General features: G+C 61.3%; 20 protein-coding genes and 1 tRNA gene. 8 read left to right on the top strand and 13 right to left on the bottom strand.

All coding sequences use genetic code 11. The features are described 5' to 3' along the window. Positions 1-31: 31 nt before the first annotated feature. The 4 genes from hemC to JFN93_RS11765 all read right to left on the bottom strand — a co-directional run bounded on the left by hemC (position 32) and on the right by JFN93_RS11765 (position 3,943). Positions 32-988, bottom strand: coding sequence for a hydroxymethylbilane synthase (gene hemC / locus JFN93_RS11750; RefSeq protein ID WP_199384280.1), 957 nt, complete (start codon positions 986-988; stop codon positions 32-34). A gap of 109 nt (positions 989-1,097) precedes the next feature. Continuing rightward, positions 1,098-2,402, bottom strand: a complete 1,305-nt coding sequence (hemA, locus tag JFN93_RS11755) for a glutamyl-tRNA reductase (protein WP_199384281.1) — start codon at positions 2,400-2,402, stop codon at positions 1,098-1,100. Positions 2,403-2,456: 54 nt separating this feature from the next. Further along, positions 2,457-3,272 (bottom strand): c-type cytochrome biogenesis protein CcsB, encoded by an 816-nt coding sequence (gene ccsB / locus JFN93_RS11760; protein ID WP_199384282.1) that lies wholly within the window; start codon positions 3,270-3,272, stop codon positions 2,457-2,459. Next, a complete protein-coding gene (locus JFN93_RS11765; protein ID WP_199384283.1) occupies positions 3,269-3,943 on the bottom strand; it encodes a precorrin-2 dehydrogenase/sirohydrochlorin ferrochelatase family protein in 675 nt (224 codons plus the stop codon). The genes ccsB and JFN93_RS11765 overlap by 4 nt, the downstream gene beginning before the upstream one ends. A gap of 321 nt (positions 3,944-4,264) precedes the next feature. Here JFN93_RS11765 and trxA point away from each other — a divergent pair, with 321 nt between their 5' ends. Next, positions 4,265-4,594, top strand: a complete 330-nt coding sequence (gene trxA, locus JFN93_RS11770; protein WP_199384284.1) for a thioredoxin — start codon at positions 4,265-4,267, stop codon at positions 4,592-4,594. Between the two features lie 23 nt (positions 4,595-4,617). Next, positions 4,618-5,157 carry a TlpA family protein disulfide reductase gene (locus JFN93_RS11775; protein WP_199384285.1) on the top strand — a complete coding sequence of 180 codons (540 nt, stop codon included), beginning with the start codon at positions 4,618-4,620 and terminating at the stop codon, positions 5,155-5,157. A gap of 174 nt (positions 5,158-5,331) precedes the next feature. Here JFN93_RS11775 and JFN93_RS11780 read toward each other — a convergent pair whose 3' ends face one another. The 7 genes from JFN93_RS11780 to gcvT form a co-directional block, all read right to left on the bottom strand. Then, positions 5,332-5,913 (bottom strand): M23 family metallopeptidase, encoded by a 582-nt coding sequence (locus tag JFN93_RS11780; RefSeq protein ID WP_199384286.1) that lies wholly within the window; start codon positions 5,911-5,913, stop codon positions 5,332-5,334. Beyond that, positions 5,906-6,787 (bottom strand): lipoyl synthase, encoded by an 882-nt coding sequence (lipA, locus tag JFN93_RS11785; protein WP_199384287.1) that lies wholly within the window; start codon positions 6,785-6,787, stop codon positions 5,906-5,908. The genes JFN93_RS11780 and lipA overlap by 8 nt, the downstream gene beginning before the upstream one ends. Positions 6,788-6,951: 164 nt before the next feature. Then, positions 6,952-7,755, bottom strand: coding sequence for a lipoate--protein ligase family protein (locus JFN93_RS11790; protein ID WP_199384288.1), 804 nt, complete (start codon positions 7,753-7,755; stop codon positions 6,952-6,954). 454 nt (positions 7,756-8,209) lie between these two features. Beyond that, complete coding sequence (gene gcvPB / locus JFN93_RS11795; protein ID WP_199384289.1) at positions 8,210-9,649, bottom strand: aminomethyl-transferring glycine dehydrogenase subunit GcvPB; 1,440 nt, start codon at positions 9,647-9,649, stop codon at positions 8,210-8,212. Continuing rightward, positions 9,646-10,977: an aminomethyl-transferring glycine dehydrogenase subunit GcvPA gene (gcvPA, locus tag JFN93_RS11800; RefSeq protein WP_199384290.1), complete on the bottom strand. Its 1,332-nt coding sequence runs from the start codon at positions 10,975-10,977 to the stop codon at positions 9,646-9,648. Before gcvPA ends, gcvPB begins: the two co-directional genes overlap by 4 nt. A gap of 1 nt (position 10,978) precedes the next feature. Next, complete coding sequence (gene gcvH, locus JFN93_RS11805) at positions 10,979-11,353, bottom strand: glycine cleavage system protein GcvH (RefSeq protein ID WP_199384291.1); 375 nt, start codon at positions 11,351-11,353, stop codon at positions 10,979-10,981. A 42-nt stretch (positions 11,354-11,395) separates the two neighbouring features. Next, the gene (gene gcvT, locus JFN93_RS11810) at positions 11,396-12,487 is read right to left on the bottom strand and encodes a glycine cleavage system aminomethyltransferase GcvT (protein WP_199384292.1); all 1,092 of its coding nucleotides are present in this window, start codon (positions 12,485-12,487) and stop codon (positions 11,396-11,398) included. Positions 12,488-12,662: 175 nt separating this feature from the next. On the opposite strand from gcvT, the gene JFN93_RS11815 reads away from it, so the two are divergent. The 5 genes from JFN93_RS11815 to JFN93_RS11835 all read left to right on the top strand — a co-directional run bounded on the left by JFN93_RS11815 (position 12,663) and on the right by JFN93_RS11835 (position 15,796). Further along, a complete protein-coding gene (locus tag JFN93_RS11815) occupies positions 12,663-13,001 on the top strand; it encodes a hypothetical protein (protein ID WP_199384293.1) in 339 nt (112 codons plus the stop codon). A gap of 6 nt (positions 13,002-13,007) precedes the next feature. Further along, a complete protein-coding gene (locus tag JFN93_RS11820; protein WP_199384294.1) occupies positions 13,008-13,991 on the top strand; it encodes a 2-hydroxyacyl-CoA dehydratase family protein in 984 nt (327 codons plus the stop codon). Positions 13,992-14,008: 17 nt separating this feature from the next. Continuing rightward, the gene (locus tag JFN93_RS11825; RefSeq protein WP_199384487.1) at positions 14,009-14,791 is read left to right on the top strand and encodes an acyl-CoA dehydratase activase; all 783 of its coding nucleotides are present in this window, start codon (positions 14,009-14,011) and stop codon (positions 14,789-14,791) included. 66 nt (positions 14,792-14,857) lie between these two features. After that, positions 14,858-15,160, top strand: a complete 303-nt coding sequence (locus JFN93_RS11830; protein ID WP_199384295.1) for a cytochrome C — start codon at positions 14,858-14,860, stop codon at positions 15,158-15,160. A gap of 51 nt (positions 15,161-15,211) precedes the next feature. Beyond that, positions 15,212-15,796: a putative metallopeptidase gene (locus tag JFN93_RS11835; protein WP_199384296.1), complete on the top strand. Its 585-nt coding sequence runs from the start codon at positions 15,212-15,214 to the stop codon at positions 15,794-15,796. 98 nt (positions 15,797-15,894) lie between these two features. Here the strand turns inward: JFN93_RS11835 and JFN93_RS11840 are convergent, their stop codons facing one another. Next, a complete protein-coding gene (locus JFN93_RS11840; RefSeq protein WP_199384297.1) occupies positions 15,895-17,286 on the bottom strand; it encodes an OmpA family protein in 1,392 nt (463 codons plus the stop codon). 512 nt (positions 17,287-17,798) lie between these two features. Continuing rightward, positions 17,799-18,302 carry a molybdopterin-guanine dinucleotide biosynthesis protein B gene (mobB, locus tag JFN93_RS11845; RefSeq protein ID WP_199384298.1) on the bottom strand — a complete coding sequence of 168 codons (504 nt, stop codon included), beginning with the start codon at positions 18,300-18,302 and terminating at the stop codon, positions 17,799-17,801. A 302-nt stretch (positions 18,303-18,604) separates the two neighbouring features. Here mobB and JFN93_RS11850 point away from each other — a divergent pair. Then, positions 18,605-18,680 (top strand) — tRNA-Asn (locus JFN93_RS11850). Positions 18,681-19,001: the final 321 nt, after the last annotated feature.

The following is a 19,001-nucleotide window of genomic DNA, read 5'->3' on the forward strand; positions in this document are numbered from 1 at the left end:
CCTTTTCCCTTGGTGCTCGAGAACGGTGCAATTAGACCGGGATTTCCTTCTCCCGGCTCACTTCACGCTGGTACACCTCGGCCAGGATGGCGTGCCCTCCTTCGGAAAGGAGCTTCTCGGCCAGGGCCACCCCGATCTTCTCGCAGTCGTCGGCCGGGCCGGTCAAGGTCCCCTTGACGGAGGTCTTGCCGTCGACGGAGGCGATGAAGCCGGTCAGGGTGAGCTGGTCGCCGCTCACCTGCCCGTAGGCCGCGATGGGAACCTGGCAGCCGCCCTCGCAGCGCCACAAAAGGGCGCGCTCGGCGCGGACCGCACGGCTGGTGTCCGGGCTGTTGAAGAAGGCGATGGTCTGCTTCACTTCCTCGTTGGAAAGGTTGCACTCGATGCCGAGCGCCCCCTGCCCGATCGCCGGCAGCGACAGGTCGGTCGGCAAAAGCTCGGTGATCCGGTCGGCGAAGCCGAGACGGTTGAGCCCCGCGGCGGCGAGGATGACGGCGTCGAGACCTTCGGTCTGCAGCTTGTTCATCCTGGTCTCCACGTTGCCGCGGATGATGACCATCTCGAGGTCCGGACGGACCTTGAGGAGCTGCGCCTGGCGCCTAAGCGCCGAGGTGCCGATCTTGGCCCCCTGCGGGAGGTCCAGGAACTTCACCCCGTTGGAGATGACGGCATCGCGCGGGTCTTCACGGTCGGTGATGCAGTAAAGCCCGAGCCCTTCGGGGAATTCGGTCGGGACGTCCTTCATGCTGTGGACGGCGATGTCGATGTCGCCGCGCAGCATGGCTTCCTCGATCTCCTTCACGAAAAGCCCTTTGCCCCCCACCTGAGCGAGCGGCACATCGAGGATCTTGTCGCCGATGGTCTTGATCTTGGTCAGGGTGACCTCAAGATCCGGGTACCTTTTTTCGAGCTCGGACTTCACCCAATTTGCCTGCCAGAGCGCGAGCTGGCTCGCGCGGGTCCCGATCCTCAATTGCTTCAATGCCATCTGTGATCTCCTTTAGAAATGCGGGGGCTAGGGGCCGGGGGCTAGGGGCTGGTAACGGCTCTTTGCCTTTACTAGCCCCTAGCCCCTAGTCCCTAGCCCCGGTTTTTGACTATTCTTCCAGCTCCATCATCCCGTCCTGCTCCGGCGCGGCGGTCTCCAGGTCGAAGAGGTTTCTCAGGGCGTCGATGTACAGGTCGGTCCGGTTTCCCTGCTCCGGGTTTTTCAGCACGCTGGTCGGCGGGTGCAGCAGCTTGTTCATCATCGCGTTGGTGAGCGCCTCGAGCTTCTTCTGGCCGTCCGGCGGGAGGTCCTTCCAACCGGAGATGGTCTTGGCGAGCTCGGCCTTGCGGATCTCGTCGAACTTGCTGCGCAGTGCCACGATGGTCGGGGTGACCTCCAGAGAGGAGAGCCATTTGAAGAACTGGCCGATCTCCTGCTCGACGATCGCCTCGGCCTTGGCCGCCTCGATCTTGCGCTGCTCCAGGTTGCTCGCCACGACGCCGTTCAAATCGTCGACGGTGTAGAGGTAGGCGTTCTCCACGTCGTTCACCTTCGGGTCGATGTCGCGCGGCACCGCGATGTCGATGAAGAACATCGCCTTCTGCCGGCGGCGCCGGATGACTTCTTCGACGTCCTTGCCGCCGATGATGAAATGGGGCGCCCCGGTGGAGGAGAGGATGATGTCCGCCTTGTGCAGCTGGTCGAAGAGGTCCTCGAAGTGGATCGGCTTGGCGGCGAATTCCTCGGCGAGCTTCTCGGCGCGCTCGTAGGTACGGTTGGTGACCATCACCCCGCGCACCCCGACGTTGATGAAGTGCTTGGCGGCGAGTTCGCACATCTCGCCGGCGCCGATCAGAAGGACGGTCTTGTCGGAGAGCTCTCCGAAGATCTTCTTGGCCAGTTCCACGGCGGCGAAGGCGACCGAAACCGCCGACGAGGCGATCTTGGTCTCGGTGCGCACCCTTTTGGCGACCGAGAAGGCCTTGTGCAGGAAGCGGTTCAGGATCAGGCCCGAGCTCTTGTACTCGGCGGCATAGCCGTAGGAGGTCTTGATCTGCCCGAGGATCTGCGGCTCGCCGACCACCATCGAGTCGAGACTGGAGGCGACCCGGAAGACGTGCCGGGTGGCGTCGACCCCGTAGTAGCTGTAGAGATGCTTTTCCAGCGTCTCAAGCGGGAAGTTGTGGTAGTCGGCCAGGAAACGCTTCAGGCGCGCCATCCCGCCGGCGATGTCACGGGTGGTGGCATAGATCTCGACCCGGTTACAGGTAGAGACGATGACCGCCTCGGTGATGTCGGGGAGCGACACCACGGCATTGAGCGGCTTTGCCATCTGGGTGGGGGCAAAAGCGACCTTTTCCCGAATTTCGACCCCGGCTGTTTTATGGGACAGCCCAACCACAATAATGTTCATATACAACCTGCCTCTTCTGCAGAGTAGCTCCGGGCGACGCCGCCCCGGCGCCCCCTACCTGTAGCTATGCAGTCCCGACATGAGAAGGTTCACGCCGAGGAAGGTGAAAAGAACGATGACGAAGCCCAGGATGGAAAGCCAGGCGGCCTTCCGGCCCCGCCAGCCGGTGGTGAGCCTGCCGTGCAGAAGGGCGGCGTAGATGAACCAGGTGATGAGCGACCAGGTCTCCTTGGGATCCCAGCTCCAGTAGGTTCCCCACGCGGTCTCGGCCCAGATCGCCCCGGAAATGATGGCGAAGGTCAAAAGCGGAAACCCGAAGGTGAGGCAGCGGTAGCTGATCTCGTCCAGGATGTCCAAAGGCGGAAGCTTCTGGAACAGCGAACCGAGCCGGCGCTTTTTCAGGAAGTGCGACTGGATCAGGTACATGATGCTGACCGCGAACGAAACGGCGAAGGCGGCGTAACCGAGGAAAGCCATCACGGTGTGCACGAAAAGCCACTTGCTCTTGAGCGCCGGGTTGAGCGGCATGATCCCATTGGAGAAGCCGATCGACAGGACCAGGATGAGCAGCGCCAGCGGGATGATGAAGGAACCCAGGATGGCGGCACGGTAGCGGCGCTCGAAGATGATGAAGGTCCCGACGATGGCGAGGCTGAAGAAGGAGAGGGACTCGTGCAGATTGGTGATTGGGGTGTGCCCGGCGACGAGGTAGCGGTTCAGGGTGAACCCGAGGTGGACGAGAAACCCGACCGCAACCAGCCCCTGGCCGACCCGTCCGAGTACATCACGCGGCTTGACCAGGTAACTGAGATAAACGACGGTAGCTGCGACATAAACGACAAGGGTACTGGAGAAAAGGAGGGCATTCATGAAGGATCCTTTTTTTCGGCCCGTTCCGGATCGAGTGAAAACCCGGTACCGAACAGCTTCAGAAGTATCTGTTCTATTTCGTCCTTCCGGCCGTTTTTGATCAAGGCAGGCAAATCGCGGGATGCTAGATCGGCAAAAACCCGCTTATTGTATGCGGCCCCGCCCGTTACAGTCAATGTTTTTTCACGGACAGCTCTGAAAAGATCAACAGTTTCGGCATATTCAGGGCCGAACTCTGCCTGTAACTGTTCGACGATCCTCCGTGACAATGCAGGACTCGCGCCAGCGGTGGAAACCGTGATCTGGAGTTCTCCCTGCTGGAGAACGGCCGGGGTGGCGAAATCGCTCTCGGCAGGCGCATCGGTCACATCGACGAAGATCCCCGTCCGGCGGGCTTCTTCGGCTACCGCACGGTTGACCTCCCGGTCGTCGGTGGCGGCAAAGGCAAGACGCGCCCCGGCGAGATCTCCCGGGCCAAAAGGACGGCAAACGTGGCAGATTATCCCCTTATCGGCGAGGTCCGCCAAAGATTTAGCGACTTTCGGCGCGACCACGGTGATCCGGGCGCCGGCCTGCACCAGCCGGTCCGCCTTGCGTGCCGCAACCGAGCCGCCGCCGACGATGACCACACGCTTTCCTTTGACGTCGAGCGATATCGGGTAAAACCGCATCGTCCCCCCTTTGCATGATTGGCAACAACGGCTGCGAAGCTCTCAGAAGGAGCGGCATTCCTGCCGCGATTTGGCAGGTGATCCCAACCGGAATGCCGCTTCTACAACTAACGGTCACAACTGTTGCAGAATCCATCCAGGTGCCGCAGAAGTTGTGCAATTTGCTTTAAAAAGCGTGTCACTATCGCCCGATACTTACGACATTGTCAACAGCCAATGCACTGGTAACGCCGCCATTGGCGGGGCTCAATTACTCCTTGCTTTTTTCGACCGCTAGCATATGATGAACCTATTCAATTTTTCATCCAAGGAGAGGGTTACATGGCCAGTGAAAACGTTCTCGCATTCACCGACGACAACTTTGAGAAAGAAGTACTTCAGTCGGATCTTCCGGTGCTGGTAGATTTTTGGGCTACCTGGTGCGCCCCCTGCAAGGCGATTGCCCCCCTCATCGACACCGTCGCCTCCGAGTACGCAGGCAAGGTGAAAGTCGGCAAAGTGAACGTCGATGACAACCCGGCAACGCCGAGCAAATACGGGGTACGCGGCATCCCGACCGTCATTTTGTTCAAAGACGGCAAGGTGCTGGACCAGGTGGTCGGCGCAATCCCGAAAGCCCAGCTGGAAACTCTGATCAACAAGGCCCTTTAAAAGGCCGCATCTAAAGAAGGCATATGAAAGGCAAGCAAGGTTTCAGTTTTAAACGCGCAGGACTGGCAGGCAAGAAGGTGTTGTTGCTGGCCGCGGCAGGGCTGTTGCTGTTCACGCAACCTGCGGCGGCCATTTTGCAAAAAGGCGAGCCCGCGCCGGCTATCAAGCTCGTCACCACGTCGGGGCAGCCGCTGTCGTTGGCGAATTACCGGGGCTACGTCCTGGTGATGGATTTCTTCGCCACGTGGTGCGTCCCCTGTCGCGAAGCGATCCCGCACCTCAACGCGCTCAACATGAAGTACGGGAAGCAGGGGTTGCAGGTTTTGGGCGTCAGCGTGGACGACGGCGGTGAGCGGCTGGTGAAGAACTTTCTCGCCGAGAAAAGGGTGAACTACCCGGTGGCGATTGCCGGAGAGGACATGCAGACCGATTACGGGCTGCGTTCCATACCGACCATCTTCGTGATCAACAAAAAAGGCGTGATCGCGGAGCGTTTCCAAGGTTACTCCGACCAGACCGCCCGGGCGATGGAAGAGTCCATCAAGAGGCTCCTCGCCGAATAGGCACCACCAGTCCAGCAAAGGGTGACAAAAAAGAACCCCCAAAGGCCGCAACGTCTTTTGGGGGTTTTCTCTTTTCCAGGACACAAAGGACACAAAGGACACAAGGGACACAAAGGACACAAGGGACCTACTGCCTTTTATTGTTCACTGTTCCTTGTTCATTGTTCCTTGAAATCACTGTCCTTCCCCGTCGGGGAGGATGGTGATCTCGCTGTTCCCGCCTTTGCCGCTGACATAATCCTCCACCCAGCCACCCACCTTATCCTGCACTGTCTGTTTCAGGTTATTCTCGACCCGAGCCCGCTGTTCCTTCGGCGTCCCGCCGATGTACCTCAGTTCGTAATGAACGTGCGGTCCGGTGGACCGGCCGGTGTTGCCGGAGAGGGCAATGACGGTCGTGCTGTCGACCACGTCGCCGGCCTTTACCTTGATGGCGGAGTTGTGACCGTAGATGGTGACGTATCCGTTGCCGTGGTCGATGACAACCATCTCGCCGTAGCCTTTGTAGGTCCCGGCAAAATACACCGTCCCCCGCTCCACCGGGTGCACCGGGGTCCCCACCGGAACGGAGATGTCGTAGCCGTTGTGCCAGATCATCCTGCCGCTGCCGAACGGGTCTACCCGCCATCCCACCCCCGAAGTGATCTTTCCGCCGTCGACGGGGGATTTGCGGGAAGCCAGTGCCTCACCTGCCGGCAGAAACGTCCCGGCCAGGGCCACGATAACCGCGAGCCGCTTCCAGAAAGGACTAGGCATCGGGTGCCTCGCTCTGCGCAGGGGCATTTCCCCTCCCGTAATCCTCGGCATGGTAGGAGCTGCGCACGTACGGCCCGCTCTCGACGTGGAGAAAGCCAAGCGAGAGCGCGTGTTCGCGGTAGCGGTCGAAGAGTTCCGGCTCGACGAAACGCTGCACCGGATGGTGCTGGCGGCTGGGCGCAAGATACTGCCCGAGGCTGAAGTACGCGCAGCCAACCTCACGCAGATCCCGCATGACCTGGAACAGCTCCCCCTCTTCCTCGCCCAGGCCGAGCATCACGCCGGACTTGGTCTTCAAGCCCGGGTCGAGACGCCGCGCCTCGTCGAGGAGATGCAAGGAGCGCCGGTAATCGGCACCGGAGCGGATGTGGTAGAGCCTGGGAACGGTTTCGACGTTGTGTCCCAGGATATCGGGGCGGCTCGCCACCACCGTCGCCAGCGGCTCGCTCTTGCCACCAAAGTCAGGGATCAGCAGCTCGATCTTGGTCTGCGGCGATTCGGCTCTGATGGCCGCGACCGTCGCGGCGTGAAGAACGGCACCGCCATCGGGGAGGTCGTCGCGGGTCGGGCTGGTGATGACGACGTGGGATAGCTTCAGCCGCGCCACCGCACGGGCCACGTTCATCGGCTCGACCGGGTCCGTCGGTCCCGGCGTTTCCTTGGAAACCGAGCAGAACGAGCAGAGGCGGGTGCAGATGCGCCCGAGGATGAGAAAGGTCGCCTGGTGCTTGCCGAAGCATTCGCTGATGTTCGGGCAGCGCGCCTGCTGGCAGACCGTGTTCAGGTTCAGCTCGCCAAGGAGTTGCTCCACGTGGGCGTGGGCGGACGGCGTGATTTTTTTCTGAAGCCATTCCGGCTTACGGACCAAGGTCATCGGGTCACCGAGAAGCCTCCGGGTGGAGGGCAAGGATAATTGGGTAATGGAGCCTACCCTGTGGGAGCGTCTTTCCAGGCGCGAATAACCGCAACCGCTGTCGGCGCCTGTGGCGGATCGCGCCAGGAATGGCGCTCCTACCAAGGCCAGCGGCAAGTATAGCCTTAGCGATCGATCCCCTCAATATTCCAGCGGGTCGCGCGGTACTTCTCGCGGGTAAGCCGCTCGACCGCGTCCGCTTCCTGGGGAGACAACGAAACCGGAGTGAGCCGCACCCCGAGCGTCTCCTCAAACGCCTCCCGCAGCAACGTCTTGAGCCGATCCGGCTCGGTCTCCACCCCCAGTTCGGCAAGACTTGCCGCCCGTTCCGCGCCGGGAGAAGAATCGGTCACGTACGTAAGCCCAAGCGGCACCCGACTTTGCAGCGGGATCGACCCGTGCTGCAGGATCAGCCCGCGCGCCCTGCGCTGGGCGTTGCCGCCGAGCTTTCGCCCCTGCACCACGATGTCGCACTCCTCCTTGCCGGCAAAGCAAAAGGAGGTCCGGACCCCGAGCTGAGCACCTTCGGGATTGTGGTCGATGGCGAAGGAAGGGTTCAGCCCGAGCTTTCGGTAGGCCCCCAACAGAAAGCCGCACAGCCGCCGGAAACCTGCCTTCACTCCGGCCCCCTCCCCGACCTGGTCCGGTCGGCAGACAATGCTGTAGGTGAGTTCGTCGGCATGGTAGATGATGCCGCCGCCGGTCATCCTCCGGACCACGGCGACGTCGTCGGCAGCGCAGCGGGGAAGATCCAGGGCGGTGGCGGCATCCTGGTAACGGCCGAGCGAGAGCGCCGGTGGGGACCAGCCGTAAAGCCGCAGCACCGGCTGCGAAGTGGCCGGGTCGAAGCAGGCGAGAAGCGCCTCATCCACCGCCATGTTCGCGGCCGCGTCCAGCGGTCCGGTATCTATGAGACGCCAGTGGGTCAAGGGTCTGAGCACCTCGTGGGTTAAAAGTTTTCCCGCAGGAGACGATGCGGCCACAAACTCCGTAGGAGCGACATTCTTGTCGCGAGCGAGAGTCTTGTCGCGAGCGAGAGTCTTTGGATCAGCAACCAGGTCGCCTGCCCGGGGGGAGGCAGTCGTCACCGCCATTGGCGGATCGCGCCAGGAAAGGCGCTCCCATAGTAAGGCCGATGATCGCGACAGGAATGTCGCTCCTACCGTAAGGGGGATGATCACGACCAGGAATGTAGCGCCTACCGCGTTCGGCATCCAAACGCGGGTGGATTCCACAAAATGAAGCGACCTCCGGTAACCATCCCCGGAGGTCGCGCTCATTACTCTGAATGTTTCCTGTGCGACTTCTCCGGTGTAACCAGCGGACAGAGTAGCACAGCTGCGGCTTTCCCGGCCATAGGAAAACCGCTGGGCGCGGACAAGCCTAAAGCTCGCAGCAGACCTGCAGCGCCCGGGCCGCCCGGGTTTCGTCGAGCCGCCCGACCGGTGTGGTCACCGGAGCGTCGTGCAACTCCTCGGGACGGGTCCGCGCCACCTCGGCCGCCTCGAGCATGACGGCGATAAACGAGTCCATGGTCTGCTTGCTCTCGGTCTCGGTTGGCTCGATCATGATCGCCTCTTTCACGTTGAGCGGGAAGTAGACGGTCGGCGGGTGGAAGCCGCGGTCGATCAGGTACTTGGCGATGTCGATCGCGTGCACCCCGTCTTTCAGCTGGCGCGAGGCGGAGAAGACGCATTCATGCATGCAGGTGATGTCGAAGGGAAGCTCGTACTCCTCCTTCAAGCGCGCCATCATGTAGTTGGCGTTCAGGACCGCCTGCTCGCTCACCTCGATCAGCCCTTCCCGCCCCAGCATGGTGATGTAGGCGAAGGCCCGCGCCATGATGGCGAAATTGCCGAAGAAGTCGGAGACCCGGCCGATCCCCTCGGGATGGGCCTCCACGCCAAAGGTTCCGTCCGCCCCCTTCACCACGCGCGGGGTCGGGAGGTACGGGATCAGGTGGGATTTCACCCCGACCGGGCCGCTGCCCGGGCCGCCGCCGCCATGCGGGGTGCCGAAGGTCTTGTGCAGGTTGACGTGGATGACGTCGAAGCCGACGTCGCCGGGGCGGACCTTGCCGAGGATAGCGTTCAGGTTCGCGCCGTCGTAGTAAACGAGCGCGCCGGCCTGGTGGGCGATCTCGCAGATCTCGGCGATGTGCGGATTGAAGATGCCCAGGGTGTTGGGGCAGGTCATCATCACCGCCGCCACCTGATCGTTCATCGCGGCCCGGAAGGCATCGAGGTCCATGTCGCCGTAGGGTGCGGTGGGGATGGTGACGATCTCGTACCCCGCCATCGCCGCACTGGCCGGGTTGGTGCCGTGCGAAGAGTCCGGAACGATGACGTAGCGCCGGTTCTGCCCGCGCGCCTTGTGGTAGGCGGCGATCACCATGATCCCGGTCATCTCGCCATGGGCGCCGGCCAAGGGCTGGGTGGTCACCTCGTCCATGCCGGTGATCTCGGCAAGTTGCTGCTCGAGGCCGTGGATCAGGGAGAGCGGTCCCTGGACCTTTTCCGGCCCGCCGGGAAGCAGCGCCAGCACCGGATGGCTGTCGGCGAAGAGCGAGCCGGCGTTTTCCATCACCTTGGCGTTGTACTTCATGGTGCAGGAGCCCAGCGGGTAGAAGTTGGTGTCGACGGAGTAGTTTCTCCGGGAAAGGCCGGTGAAATGCCGCACCAGGTCGAGCTCCGCCACCTCGGGGAGCGCGGCCGGCTCGGCCCGGCGCAAGGATTGCGGCAGCGGCGCCGCCTTGGGCACGTCGGAAACCGGGATGCGCACCCCGCTGCGGCCGGAAACGGACAGTTCGTAGATCAGTTTCATAGTGCCCCCTCCAAAAGACCGGCCAGACGCTCGATCTCCGCCTTGGTCCGTTTCTCGGTCACGGTCACCACCAGTTCCTTATCCCGCCCTTCATAGTAGGGTGCGAGCGGAAGCCCCGCCGCGATCCCCTGGGTAAGGAGCTTTTCCACGACCTCGGCCGCGGGCCTGGCAAGGGTGAGGGTGAACTCGTTGAAGGTGGCGCCCCGGTTGGCGACCGTGACCCCCTTGATGCCGGAGAAGACCGACTTGGCGTACTCGCTTTTGTCGTAGTTCAGCGCCGCGAGCTCGCTCAGCCCCTCTTTGCCCAGGGCCGACATGAAGATCAGGCCGCGCAGCGCGCAGAGGCTCTGGTTGGAGCAGATGTTGGAGGTCGCCTTGTGCCGCTTGATGTGCTGTTCCCGGGCCTGGAGGGTCAGGACGTAGCCGCGGCGGCCGAGCTTGTCGACGGTCTCGCCGATGATGCGTCCCGGAATGTTGCGGATGTACTGCTTGGTCGTGGTGATGAACCCGAAGTAGGGTCCCCCGAAGGAGAGCGGGTTCCCGAGGCTCTGCCCGTCCCCCACCACGATGTCCGCCCCCATTTCCCCCGGGGTTTTGATCAGGCCCAGGGCCACCGGGTAGGAGCCGACCACGAGGAGCGCCCCGTGCTGGTGCGCCTTCTTGGCCAGTTCGGTGAAATCGGTTACGCTCCCGAAGAAGTTGGGGTTTTGGACGATGACCGCGGCGGTTTCGTCGGTGATGGCGGCCATGAGGCGGTCCATGGCCGGCTCGCAGCCGTCCGGGGCTATCACCTCCGAATGCGCCGACAGGCTGTGCAGGTATCCCTGGACCACCTCGCGGTGGAACGGGTTCACCGAGGCATCGACCACGATGCTGTTGCGCCCGGTGATCCGCAGCGCCATCAGCGCGGCCTCGGCAAGGGCGGTCCCGCCGTCGTAGAGGGAGGCATTGGAAACCTCCATGCCGGTCAACCGGCAGATCGAGCTCTGGTATTCATAGAGCGCCTGGAGGGTCCCCTGCGCGCATTCCGGCTGGTACGGCGTGTAGGCGGTGTAGAACTCGGCGCGCCCGGAGAGATGATCCACCACCGCCGGAACGATGTGGTCGTAGAGCCCGCCGCCGATGAAGTTGGTGATCTCCTGACCCGAGGCCGCGGCCTTCTCCTTCATGATCCGCATCAGCTCGAACTCGGAGAGCCCGGCGGGAAGGTCGAAGGACTTGGCGCGCAGCTTGTCCGGGATCGCGGAGAAGAGCTCCTCCACGCTGCCGACCCCGATCACCGCCAGCATTTCCCGGATCTCGTCCGGGGTGTTCGGACAGTATCCCATGTTATTCGAGCCCCTTGAGGAACTGCTGGTAAGCGGCGGCGTCCATCAGTGCGGCCAGTTCACCCGCGTCGACACCCTCCAGGCGGCAGACCCACCCCTTCTCCTCGGCGCTTTCGTTCACCAGCTCCGGGGCGGCGTCGAGCGCGTCGTTCACCGCGACCACCTTGCCCGAGACCGGGGCGTAGATGTCGCTGGCGGCCTTGACCGACTCGATCCCGGCCAGGGTATCGAACTGCTTCACCGCCTTGCCGATCTTGGGAAGTTCGACGAAGGTGATGTCGCCCAGTTCGTGCGCGGCATGCTCGCTGATCCCGACCGTCCCGGTGGCGCCGTCCAACTCAACCCACTCGTGCTCTTTGGTGTAGTACTTGGCCATCTGTCCATCCTCCTCGTAAGTAAATAAACAGCTGAAATCCGATCAGGAGCGCAGCGATCCCCCGGCATAGAACGGGAGCTCCACCACGGTTGCGTCCATTTCCACTCGTTCGTGCTTGATTACCAGGCGCTTGCCGAGTTCCGCGACCTCGGGGGCGACGAGGCCGAGCCCGATGCCGCAGCCGAGCATGGGCGAGAAGGCGCCGCTGGTGACGGTGCCGACGTTTTTGCCGTCGCAGTGGATCTCGTAATGGTGGCGCGGCGAGCGGCGCGAATCGACCTTGAAGGCAACCTTCTTCTTGGGCGAGCCCTGGCTCTGCTCCTTGAGAATGGCCTCCTTGCCGACGAACGACTTGTCGAGGTTGACGAAGGCCATAAGCTGCGCCGAAAGGGGCGTGGTCACGTCGTCGAGGTCGTTGCCGTAGAGGGAGTAGCCGACTTCGAGGCGGAGCAGGTCGCGGGCTCCCAGCCCGGCGGGCTCGACCCGCGCGTCTTTGAGGAGGAGATCCCACAGCTCGCGCACCTTCGGCGCCGGAATGAAGATTTCGTACCCCAGCTCGCCGGTGTACCCGGTGCGGCTGACCAAGGCATCGACCCCGAGGATCTTTTTCCGGATGAATTTGAAGAAGGGGATTTCCGCGATGTCGGACCCCAGGTGCTCGACCAGCACCTCGCGGGAGAGCGGGCCCTGGAGGTCGAGCTTTCCGGTGGCGTCGGAGATGTCGGTGAGAAGTGCGGGATTCTTGAGACGGGAACTGATGACGGCGAAGTCGTTGGCGATGGTGGCGGCGTTCACCACGATCATCACCTCGTCCTCCGCCAGGCGGAAGACGATGAGATCGTCGATCACCCCACCCTTTTCGTTGAGCAGGAAACCGTAGCGCGAGCGCCCGACCGGGATCCCCTTGACGGAAAAGGTGAAGACGTCCTCCAGGCCGCTGGCCACGATGTCGCCTTTGAAGAGGAACTCACCCATGTGACAGATGTCGAAGAGGGCCGCCTTCTCCCGGCACCACTTGTGTTCGGCGATGATGCCGGAATACTGGATCGGCATCAGCCATCCGCCGAAGGGCGCCATCAGCGCCTTCAGCCCCTCATGTTCCTTCACCAGCGGCGTGGATTTCAGCTCGTCCATAGCCCCCCCTTTTGGCAAAACAAAATGCGTATATTTAAGAAGATCGCCGCCGTTTGTAAACAACATTTTCCCGGTTGTTCATATTTCTTTGCCGGCGGTCCGGAATCCCTTCCTGTTTTAACTACTTGCCAATTTTGGCCATATGACTATAATCAGACATCTTTGAGGAGGAGGCATGGAAAAGGCCGCCCTGGTGGAAAAAACGCGCGATGCCCTGAGGCCTTTCGAAACGGCGAACGTCGTCGATTTCGTGAAACACCTCACGGTGAAAAGCGCCATCACCAACCCGTGGTTCGTCACGGTCTTTTTGATCCTGGCCTTCTACGCGATCATCAAGCGTTCGAAGTTCGTGCTGAGCGTGCTGTTCACCGCCTGTGCGCTGTTATTGCTCATCCACTACACGCTTCCCACCGACAGCGAAGGACTCACCCTCTCCTCCACCCTACCCTTTGCATTTGGCGGCTTGGCCATCGGCGCAGTGCTGATCTATCTCTATTTCATCAAGACGGAGTAACACCCATTGCGCAGAGTCGGCTTTACCTCCACCATCCCGCTCGAAGTGCTGGTTGCGGCGGGAGCGGTCCCGGTTGACCTCAACAACATCTTCATCACCAATCCCCAGAGCAACGATTACATAGAAGAGGCGGAACTGGCCGGGTTCCCCAGGAACGTCTGCGGCTGGATCAAGGGTATCTACGGCGCCGTGGTGGCAAGCGGCGTCACCGAAATGATCGCCGTCACCGAGGGGGACTGCAGCTATACCAAGGCGCTGATGGAGGTGCTCTCGCTGCAGGGGGTCCGCACCTATCCGTTCGCCTACCCCGGCGGCCGCGAACCCGAGCTCCTGCGGGCTGAGATCGAAAAGCTGATGGCCGCCTTCGGGGTCGGCTGGTCCGAGGTCCACGCGGCCAAGGCACGGCTGGACGCGATCCGTCTCAAGGTCAAGGAGATCGACCGGCTGACCTGGGAGGAAAACCGGGTGACCGGGGCGGAAAACCACTACTACCAGGTCTGTACCTCCGACATGAACGGGGATGCCGAGGCCTTCGAGGCCGAGGTGGACACCTTCCTGGCCCGGGCCAAAGAGCGGACACCGATGCAACAGCAGTTGCGCCTTGCCTACTTGGGGGTCCCCCCGATCATCTCGGGGCTGTACCAGTTCGTCGAGACCCAAAACGCCCGGGTGGTGTTCAACGAGACCCAGCGCCAGTTCGCCATGCCCTACGGCTGCCCCGACCTCGTGGAGCAGTACCGCGCCTACACCTACCCCTACGACATCTTCCATCGCCTGGCCGACATCAAGAAGGAACTTGCCGCGCGGCGCATCGACGGCGTGATCCATTACGTGCAATCGTTCTGCTTCCGGCAGATCGAGGACATGGTACTGCGCCGGGAGCTTTCCCTCCCGATCCTCACCCTGGAAGGGGACAAGCCGGCCGACGTCGACGCCCGGACCAAGATCCGGGTGGAGGGTTTTCTGGAGATGTTGCAGGAGCGGCAATAACAATGACCAATGAGACAATGAACGATACCCAGAAACTCAGCATCGGGATCGACTTGGGGAGCCGGAAGGCGAAGTTCGCGCTTTTGAGCGGTACCGAGATCCTCCGACTCCAGGACATGGATACCATTTCCTTTTACAAGCGGTACGGCCGGATCGATAACGACGAACTCTGCCTCGACCTCTTGGGGAGCGGCATCTTCTCCGCCGAGGAGCTCGATCAAGCCCGGATCACCGTCACCGGCTACGGCCGCAACAGCATCAACCTGCACGGCGCACGGGTCATCTCGGAAATCCGCGCCCACGTTGCCGGCGCCCTTTTCCAGACCGGGCTTACCGACTTCACCATGCTGGACATGGGGGGACAGGACACCAAGGTGGCCCAGGTCGTCTCCGGCAAACTCGCCGACTTCGTCATGAACGACAAATGCGCCGCGTCCAGCGGCCGGTACCTGGAAAACATGGCGGCGGTGCTCGAAGTGCCGCTCGAAGAACTCTCCCGGCATGCCGAGGAGCCGATCGCGCTGGACGCGACCTGCGGAATCTTCGGCGAAAGCGAGCTGATCGGTCAGATCCTGCGGGGACATCCGGTCTCCCGGCTCTGTGCCGGGGTGAACCTCACCCTGGTGAAGCGGGTCATGCCGATGCTCAAACGCTTCCCCTCGAAGACCCTGGTCATCACCGGCGGGGTCGCCCTCAATGGGGCGATGGTCTCCCTGCTCAAGGAGCAGTGCCGCATGGAGGTCCTCGTTCCGCACCATCCGCAGCACAACGGCGCCATCGGTTGCGCGGCGCTCGCCTAAATTTCCCTTGAGTTTTCGGGAGCAGCCGTTTACCCTCTCCCGAGCTTATTTTCCAGGAGGGTTTTGATGCAGATCAGCAAAAAGGACTGGATGTTCATTGGCGTCATCGCCGTAGTCATCATCATCTTCGTTGCCATTTCCGGCGAGGAAAAAACCAAGCGGGTTCCGCTGGACGACAAGCACAAGCCGTCCTACGACCTCTTCAATAAGACCCAGAGCAAGATGGAAGTCGACAAGGGGTGCCCTGCCTGCCATTTCGAGCCGGGCGGCGTCCCGTTTCCCCCGAAACACCCGGTCAAGCCCAAGGACGGCCCGATGCGCTGCCTGTTTTGCCACAAGCTGAAGGTCAGCGGCCTGCAGAAGCAGTAGGGAGCGCCTTAGCTTGTCCGACGTGCAGTATCGGAAAAACTGGAGCGGGGCATGACCCCGCTCGATCTTACCTTCGAGTTGGAGCGGGTCATCGAGGACGTCACCCTGCGCGTCCCCGAGCTGAACCATATCGACCCGCTGAAGCTCCTGGTGTGCATTGCCTTTGGACGCACCGGCGGGGGCGGCAGCTACGCCAAGATCCACCCGCTGCGCTTTCCGGGGGGCACCCGGAGCATGACCACCCGGCGCGGCCGGAAAGACTACCTCTGCACCATGCCCACCATCAACCATCGGGGCCAGGAGATGCTCTACGTCGTCTACTTCCTGGTCCCGCGCTTCATGGAACTTTCCCTCCGCGAAAAGCTCGTCACCATCTTCCATGAGCTCTACCATGTCTCACCGGAATGCGACGGCGATATCCGCCGGTTCCCCGGGCGCAACTACGCGCACGGCTCCTCGACGAAAAGCTACAACATGCTGATGCGGCAGCTGGTTGACCGCTACCTGGAGATCCTGCCGGACCAATCGATCCTGCATTTCCTGGAAGGGGACATGGGGACGCTGCGTCGCCGACATCCCAAGATCGTCGCACGCCGGCTTCCCGCCCCGCGGATTTCGGTGGCACCGGCGAAGTGAGGGTAGAGGCCAGGGGTGAACAAAATCCGCGAGCCTAAACAATAAAAAAGGGAGGCCGTTCTTGCGGCCTCCCTCTTTGTTGCAGAATCGCTCAGGCGTCAGGGGCGAACGACGCAGTCGATGACTGCGTTGATCCTGCGGTTTTTCTGACGTCCTTCTTCGGTGTCGTTGTAGGCGATCCGACGGGTGTAGCCGTACCCTTTCGCCGACAACCGGGAGCGGTCGATGCCGAAGTTGTCGACGAGGTAGTTCACCACCGCGTCGGCCCGTTTCTGGGACAGTTTCATGTTGTAGTCATAGCCGCCGACGTTGTCGGTGTGCCCTTCGATCAGGGCGGTGGTGGTCGGATAGCGCCGCATGTAGTCGGCAAGCTTGGCGATCTCGTCGTTGTACTGCGGCTTGATGGCCGCCTGGCCGGGGTCGAAGTCGATGACCAGGCTCACGCAGAGCCGTTCCGAAGGACGGACTTCCTGCATGGTGAAGGTGCAGTCGATGACCGCCTGGATGCGGCGGTTTTTCTGCTTCCCGACATCGGTCGAGTTGTCGGCGATCGGGCGGGTCATGCCGTACCCTTTTGCGGTGAGACGGGAGCGGTCGATGCCGAAGTTGGTGACCAGGTAATCCACGACGGCCTCGGCGCGGCGCTGGGAAAGGCCCATGTTGTAGTCGGGGTCACCCACGTTGTCAGTGTGACCTTCGATGACCGCGGTGGTGGTCGGGTACTGTTTCATGAAGTCGCCGACCTTGGCGATCTCGTCACGATACTCCGGACGTACCACGGCCTGGTCGATGTCGAATTGCATGCCGAGGGTCACGCAGTACTTGTAGTGGCCCGGAGTCGGCTCGGCGGCCGGCACCTGCTCGAGAGGCGCTTCCTTCTCCATCTGCTGCTGCGGCGGCTGCTCCTCGACAGCCCCGCCGGCAGCCGCCGCAGCCTTCTTGCCACCGCCGAAGAGGAAGGTCAGGCCCGCGGTGTATTCCCAGTTGTCGATACCACGGTTGCCGATATCAAGGATATATCGACCGTCCACGCGGAACGCGACACTGTTCGCCAGGAACAGTTTGAACCCGACACCTGCGTTTAAAGCACCGTCGGTGCCGTCGGCGCCTTCTCCTGGGTAATTGAAAGAAAGCCCACCGCCCCCGATCGCCGCGTACGGTACAAAACGTGAGTGAGGCATGAAGTTGTAAAGCAGGTCCAAGCCGTAGCCGTAGACCTGGACATCCCGATGCGCAGACGCCATTTCTGCATCAATGTACTTACCTACCAATTCCGCTTCGAAATGGTCGGAAAGGTCGTAGCCGAGACGCAGACCGTAAACCTGACGATTCTGCCTCAGGTCATAGTCTCGCCTTTGGTCAATTTCGAAGTTGTATCCTCCGGCAAACGGCGAGATCGAGAACGCACCGGCTCTTTCGCCGGCAAAGGCACTGTTTTGAACCAGCATCAGCAGTAACGGAACCAATATGCTCAGCAAGTATCTTCTCATTTCGGACCTCCTTCTTTCCTGTTTTCAGGAACGGGTATGAAATCACAGATCAACACCTCTGGCTTCGGGCGGGATGCCCGTTCAGGGGAAGGCAAAATCGGGCCCGCGGATCCGGTTCACCTGGCAGACCAGAAGCACCAGAGCGAATACGAACGCTCCGATCACCCTCAGGGGGCCGGCGACAGGTTCGGCCACGGAGGTAAAGCGGACGCTCCGGGCGCGGTGAAACGGTGGCAGGATAGCGGAATGGTTGGCGGCAGTGGAGAGCGGGGCAGCGCACGGCTTGGCCGGGACGAACGCTGCACCGTGCTGAGGAAGGGACAGAGACGGACCTAAAGCGGCGGCCCAAAGAGCCGCCGTATGAGTTTTTTCAGGATAACGAGTCCAACCGAACCCATCGTTATTACAAAGCATTTTGGCACCCCACAGAGGTTTTTGACGGCCGAAAACGCATTAGTAGGCTATCATTATCCACTGGGAGCGCAAGAGGTTTATGTGATTTTTTTAAGTTTCTACCTAATGAAGTTGTCTACCACGAAGTCCGTTACTTGTTGAGGGTCGTTCAGATCCAGTAGCGGGACGTCGAGATCCAGAGGTTCGTCGCTGGCCACAGCAACCAGGGTGGGATCATGGGATGCCCCGCGGCAAAGAAGACCCTCGCTGCGCTCCCGCCGATGCAGTTCCAGCTTCGGAAGGGGGCCGCTCTTGTATCCCTCGGTGAGTACGATGTCGACATCCTGGAAATAGGCCGCCACCAGTTCCTCGACCGGAGGGGATGCTGCGTGTCGCTTCACCATGGCAAGCTTCTCGGGCGAGGAGATAATCATGGTATCGGCGCCGGCGGCGGTCAGGCGGTAGCTGTCCTTGCCGGGATGGTCGATGTCGAAGCGGTGCGCGTCGTGCTTCACGACCCCGACCCGGTATCCCCGCCGTTTCAGCTCCGCGACCACCTGCTCCAGCAACGTGGTCTTGCCGGTACCCGACTTAGCCACAAAAGAAAGACATTTTGGCGGCATCTCCCCTCCCTGTTTCATGAAGTAGTAATGGCGCCGCCCCGCGCTCGGCTCGGATAATACCTGGAGAACTGCCGGTAGGGCGCAGCGGCCGCACGAATATATCCGTGCCCTTCGGTGAAGTCAATCGCAGGCCGATTCCGGCGCCCTGGCATCGATGAGGTGCAGGCGCCCTCTGAACCACTTCGTCGTGGAAGACTCACAGCCATCGACAGGATCTTTTTTTTCGATCGACAAACCAAACCCTCATAGAAAAAAGGTTGACACCGGCCCGTGCAATTTGCTATAAGCTCTCTGTTGCCCATTCCCGAGTAGATCAGTCGGTAGATCAGCGGACTGTTAATCCGTGTGTCGTAGGTTCGAGTCCTACCTCGGGAGCCAGCAAATTCAAAGGTTAAGCCTTCGGGCTTAACCTTTTTCATTTTCATAGGGTGCACATAGGGTACATCTTCTTAATCCACCCTTCCTCCCCCCCACATGATCATGCCCCCAAACACCTCTTTCATAGCCCCCCCGTTACTCATTTACCTACCAGCTCATACAATCCTCACCTTTCCCACATCACCCCGTCCTCGGCGCAATTCAAGAAGTGTAACAAAATGGACATGTCCAAAATGTTACTATCGCTCCTTATGTACCCGTTTTTTTTGATATTTTACCTATTAGCAAGCAGGGACTGTAAAAAAATGGACAGTAGATCGA

The sequence above is a fragment of the Geomesophilobacter sediminis genome, assembly GCF_016458275.1.
In the GTDB taxonomy this organism is placed as follows: domain Bacteria; phylum Desulfobacterota; class Desulfuromonadia; order Geobacterales; family Geobacteraceae; genus Geomesophilobacter; species Geomesophilobacter sediminis.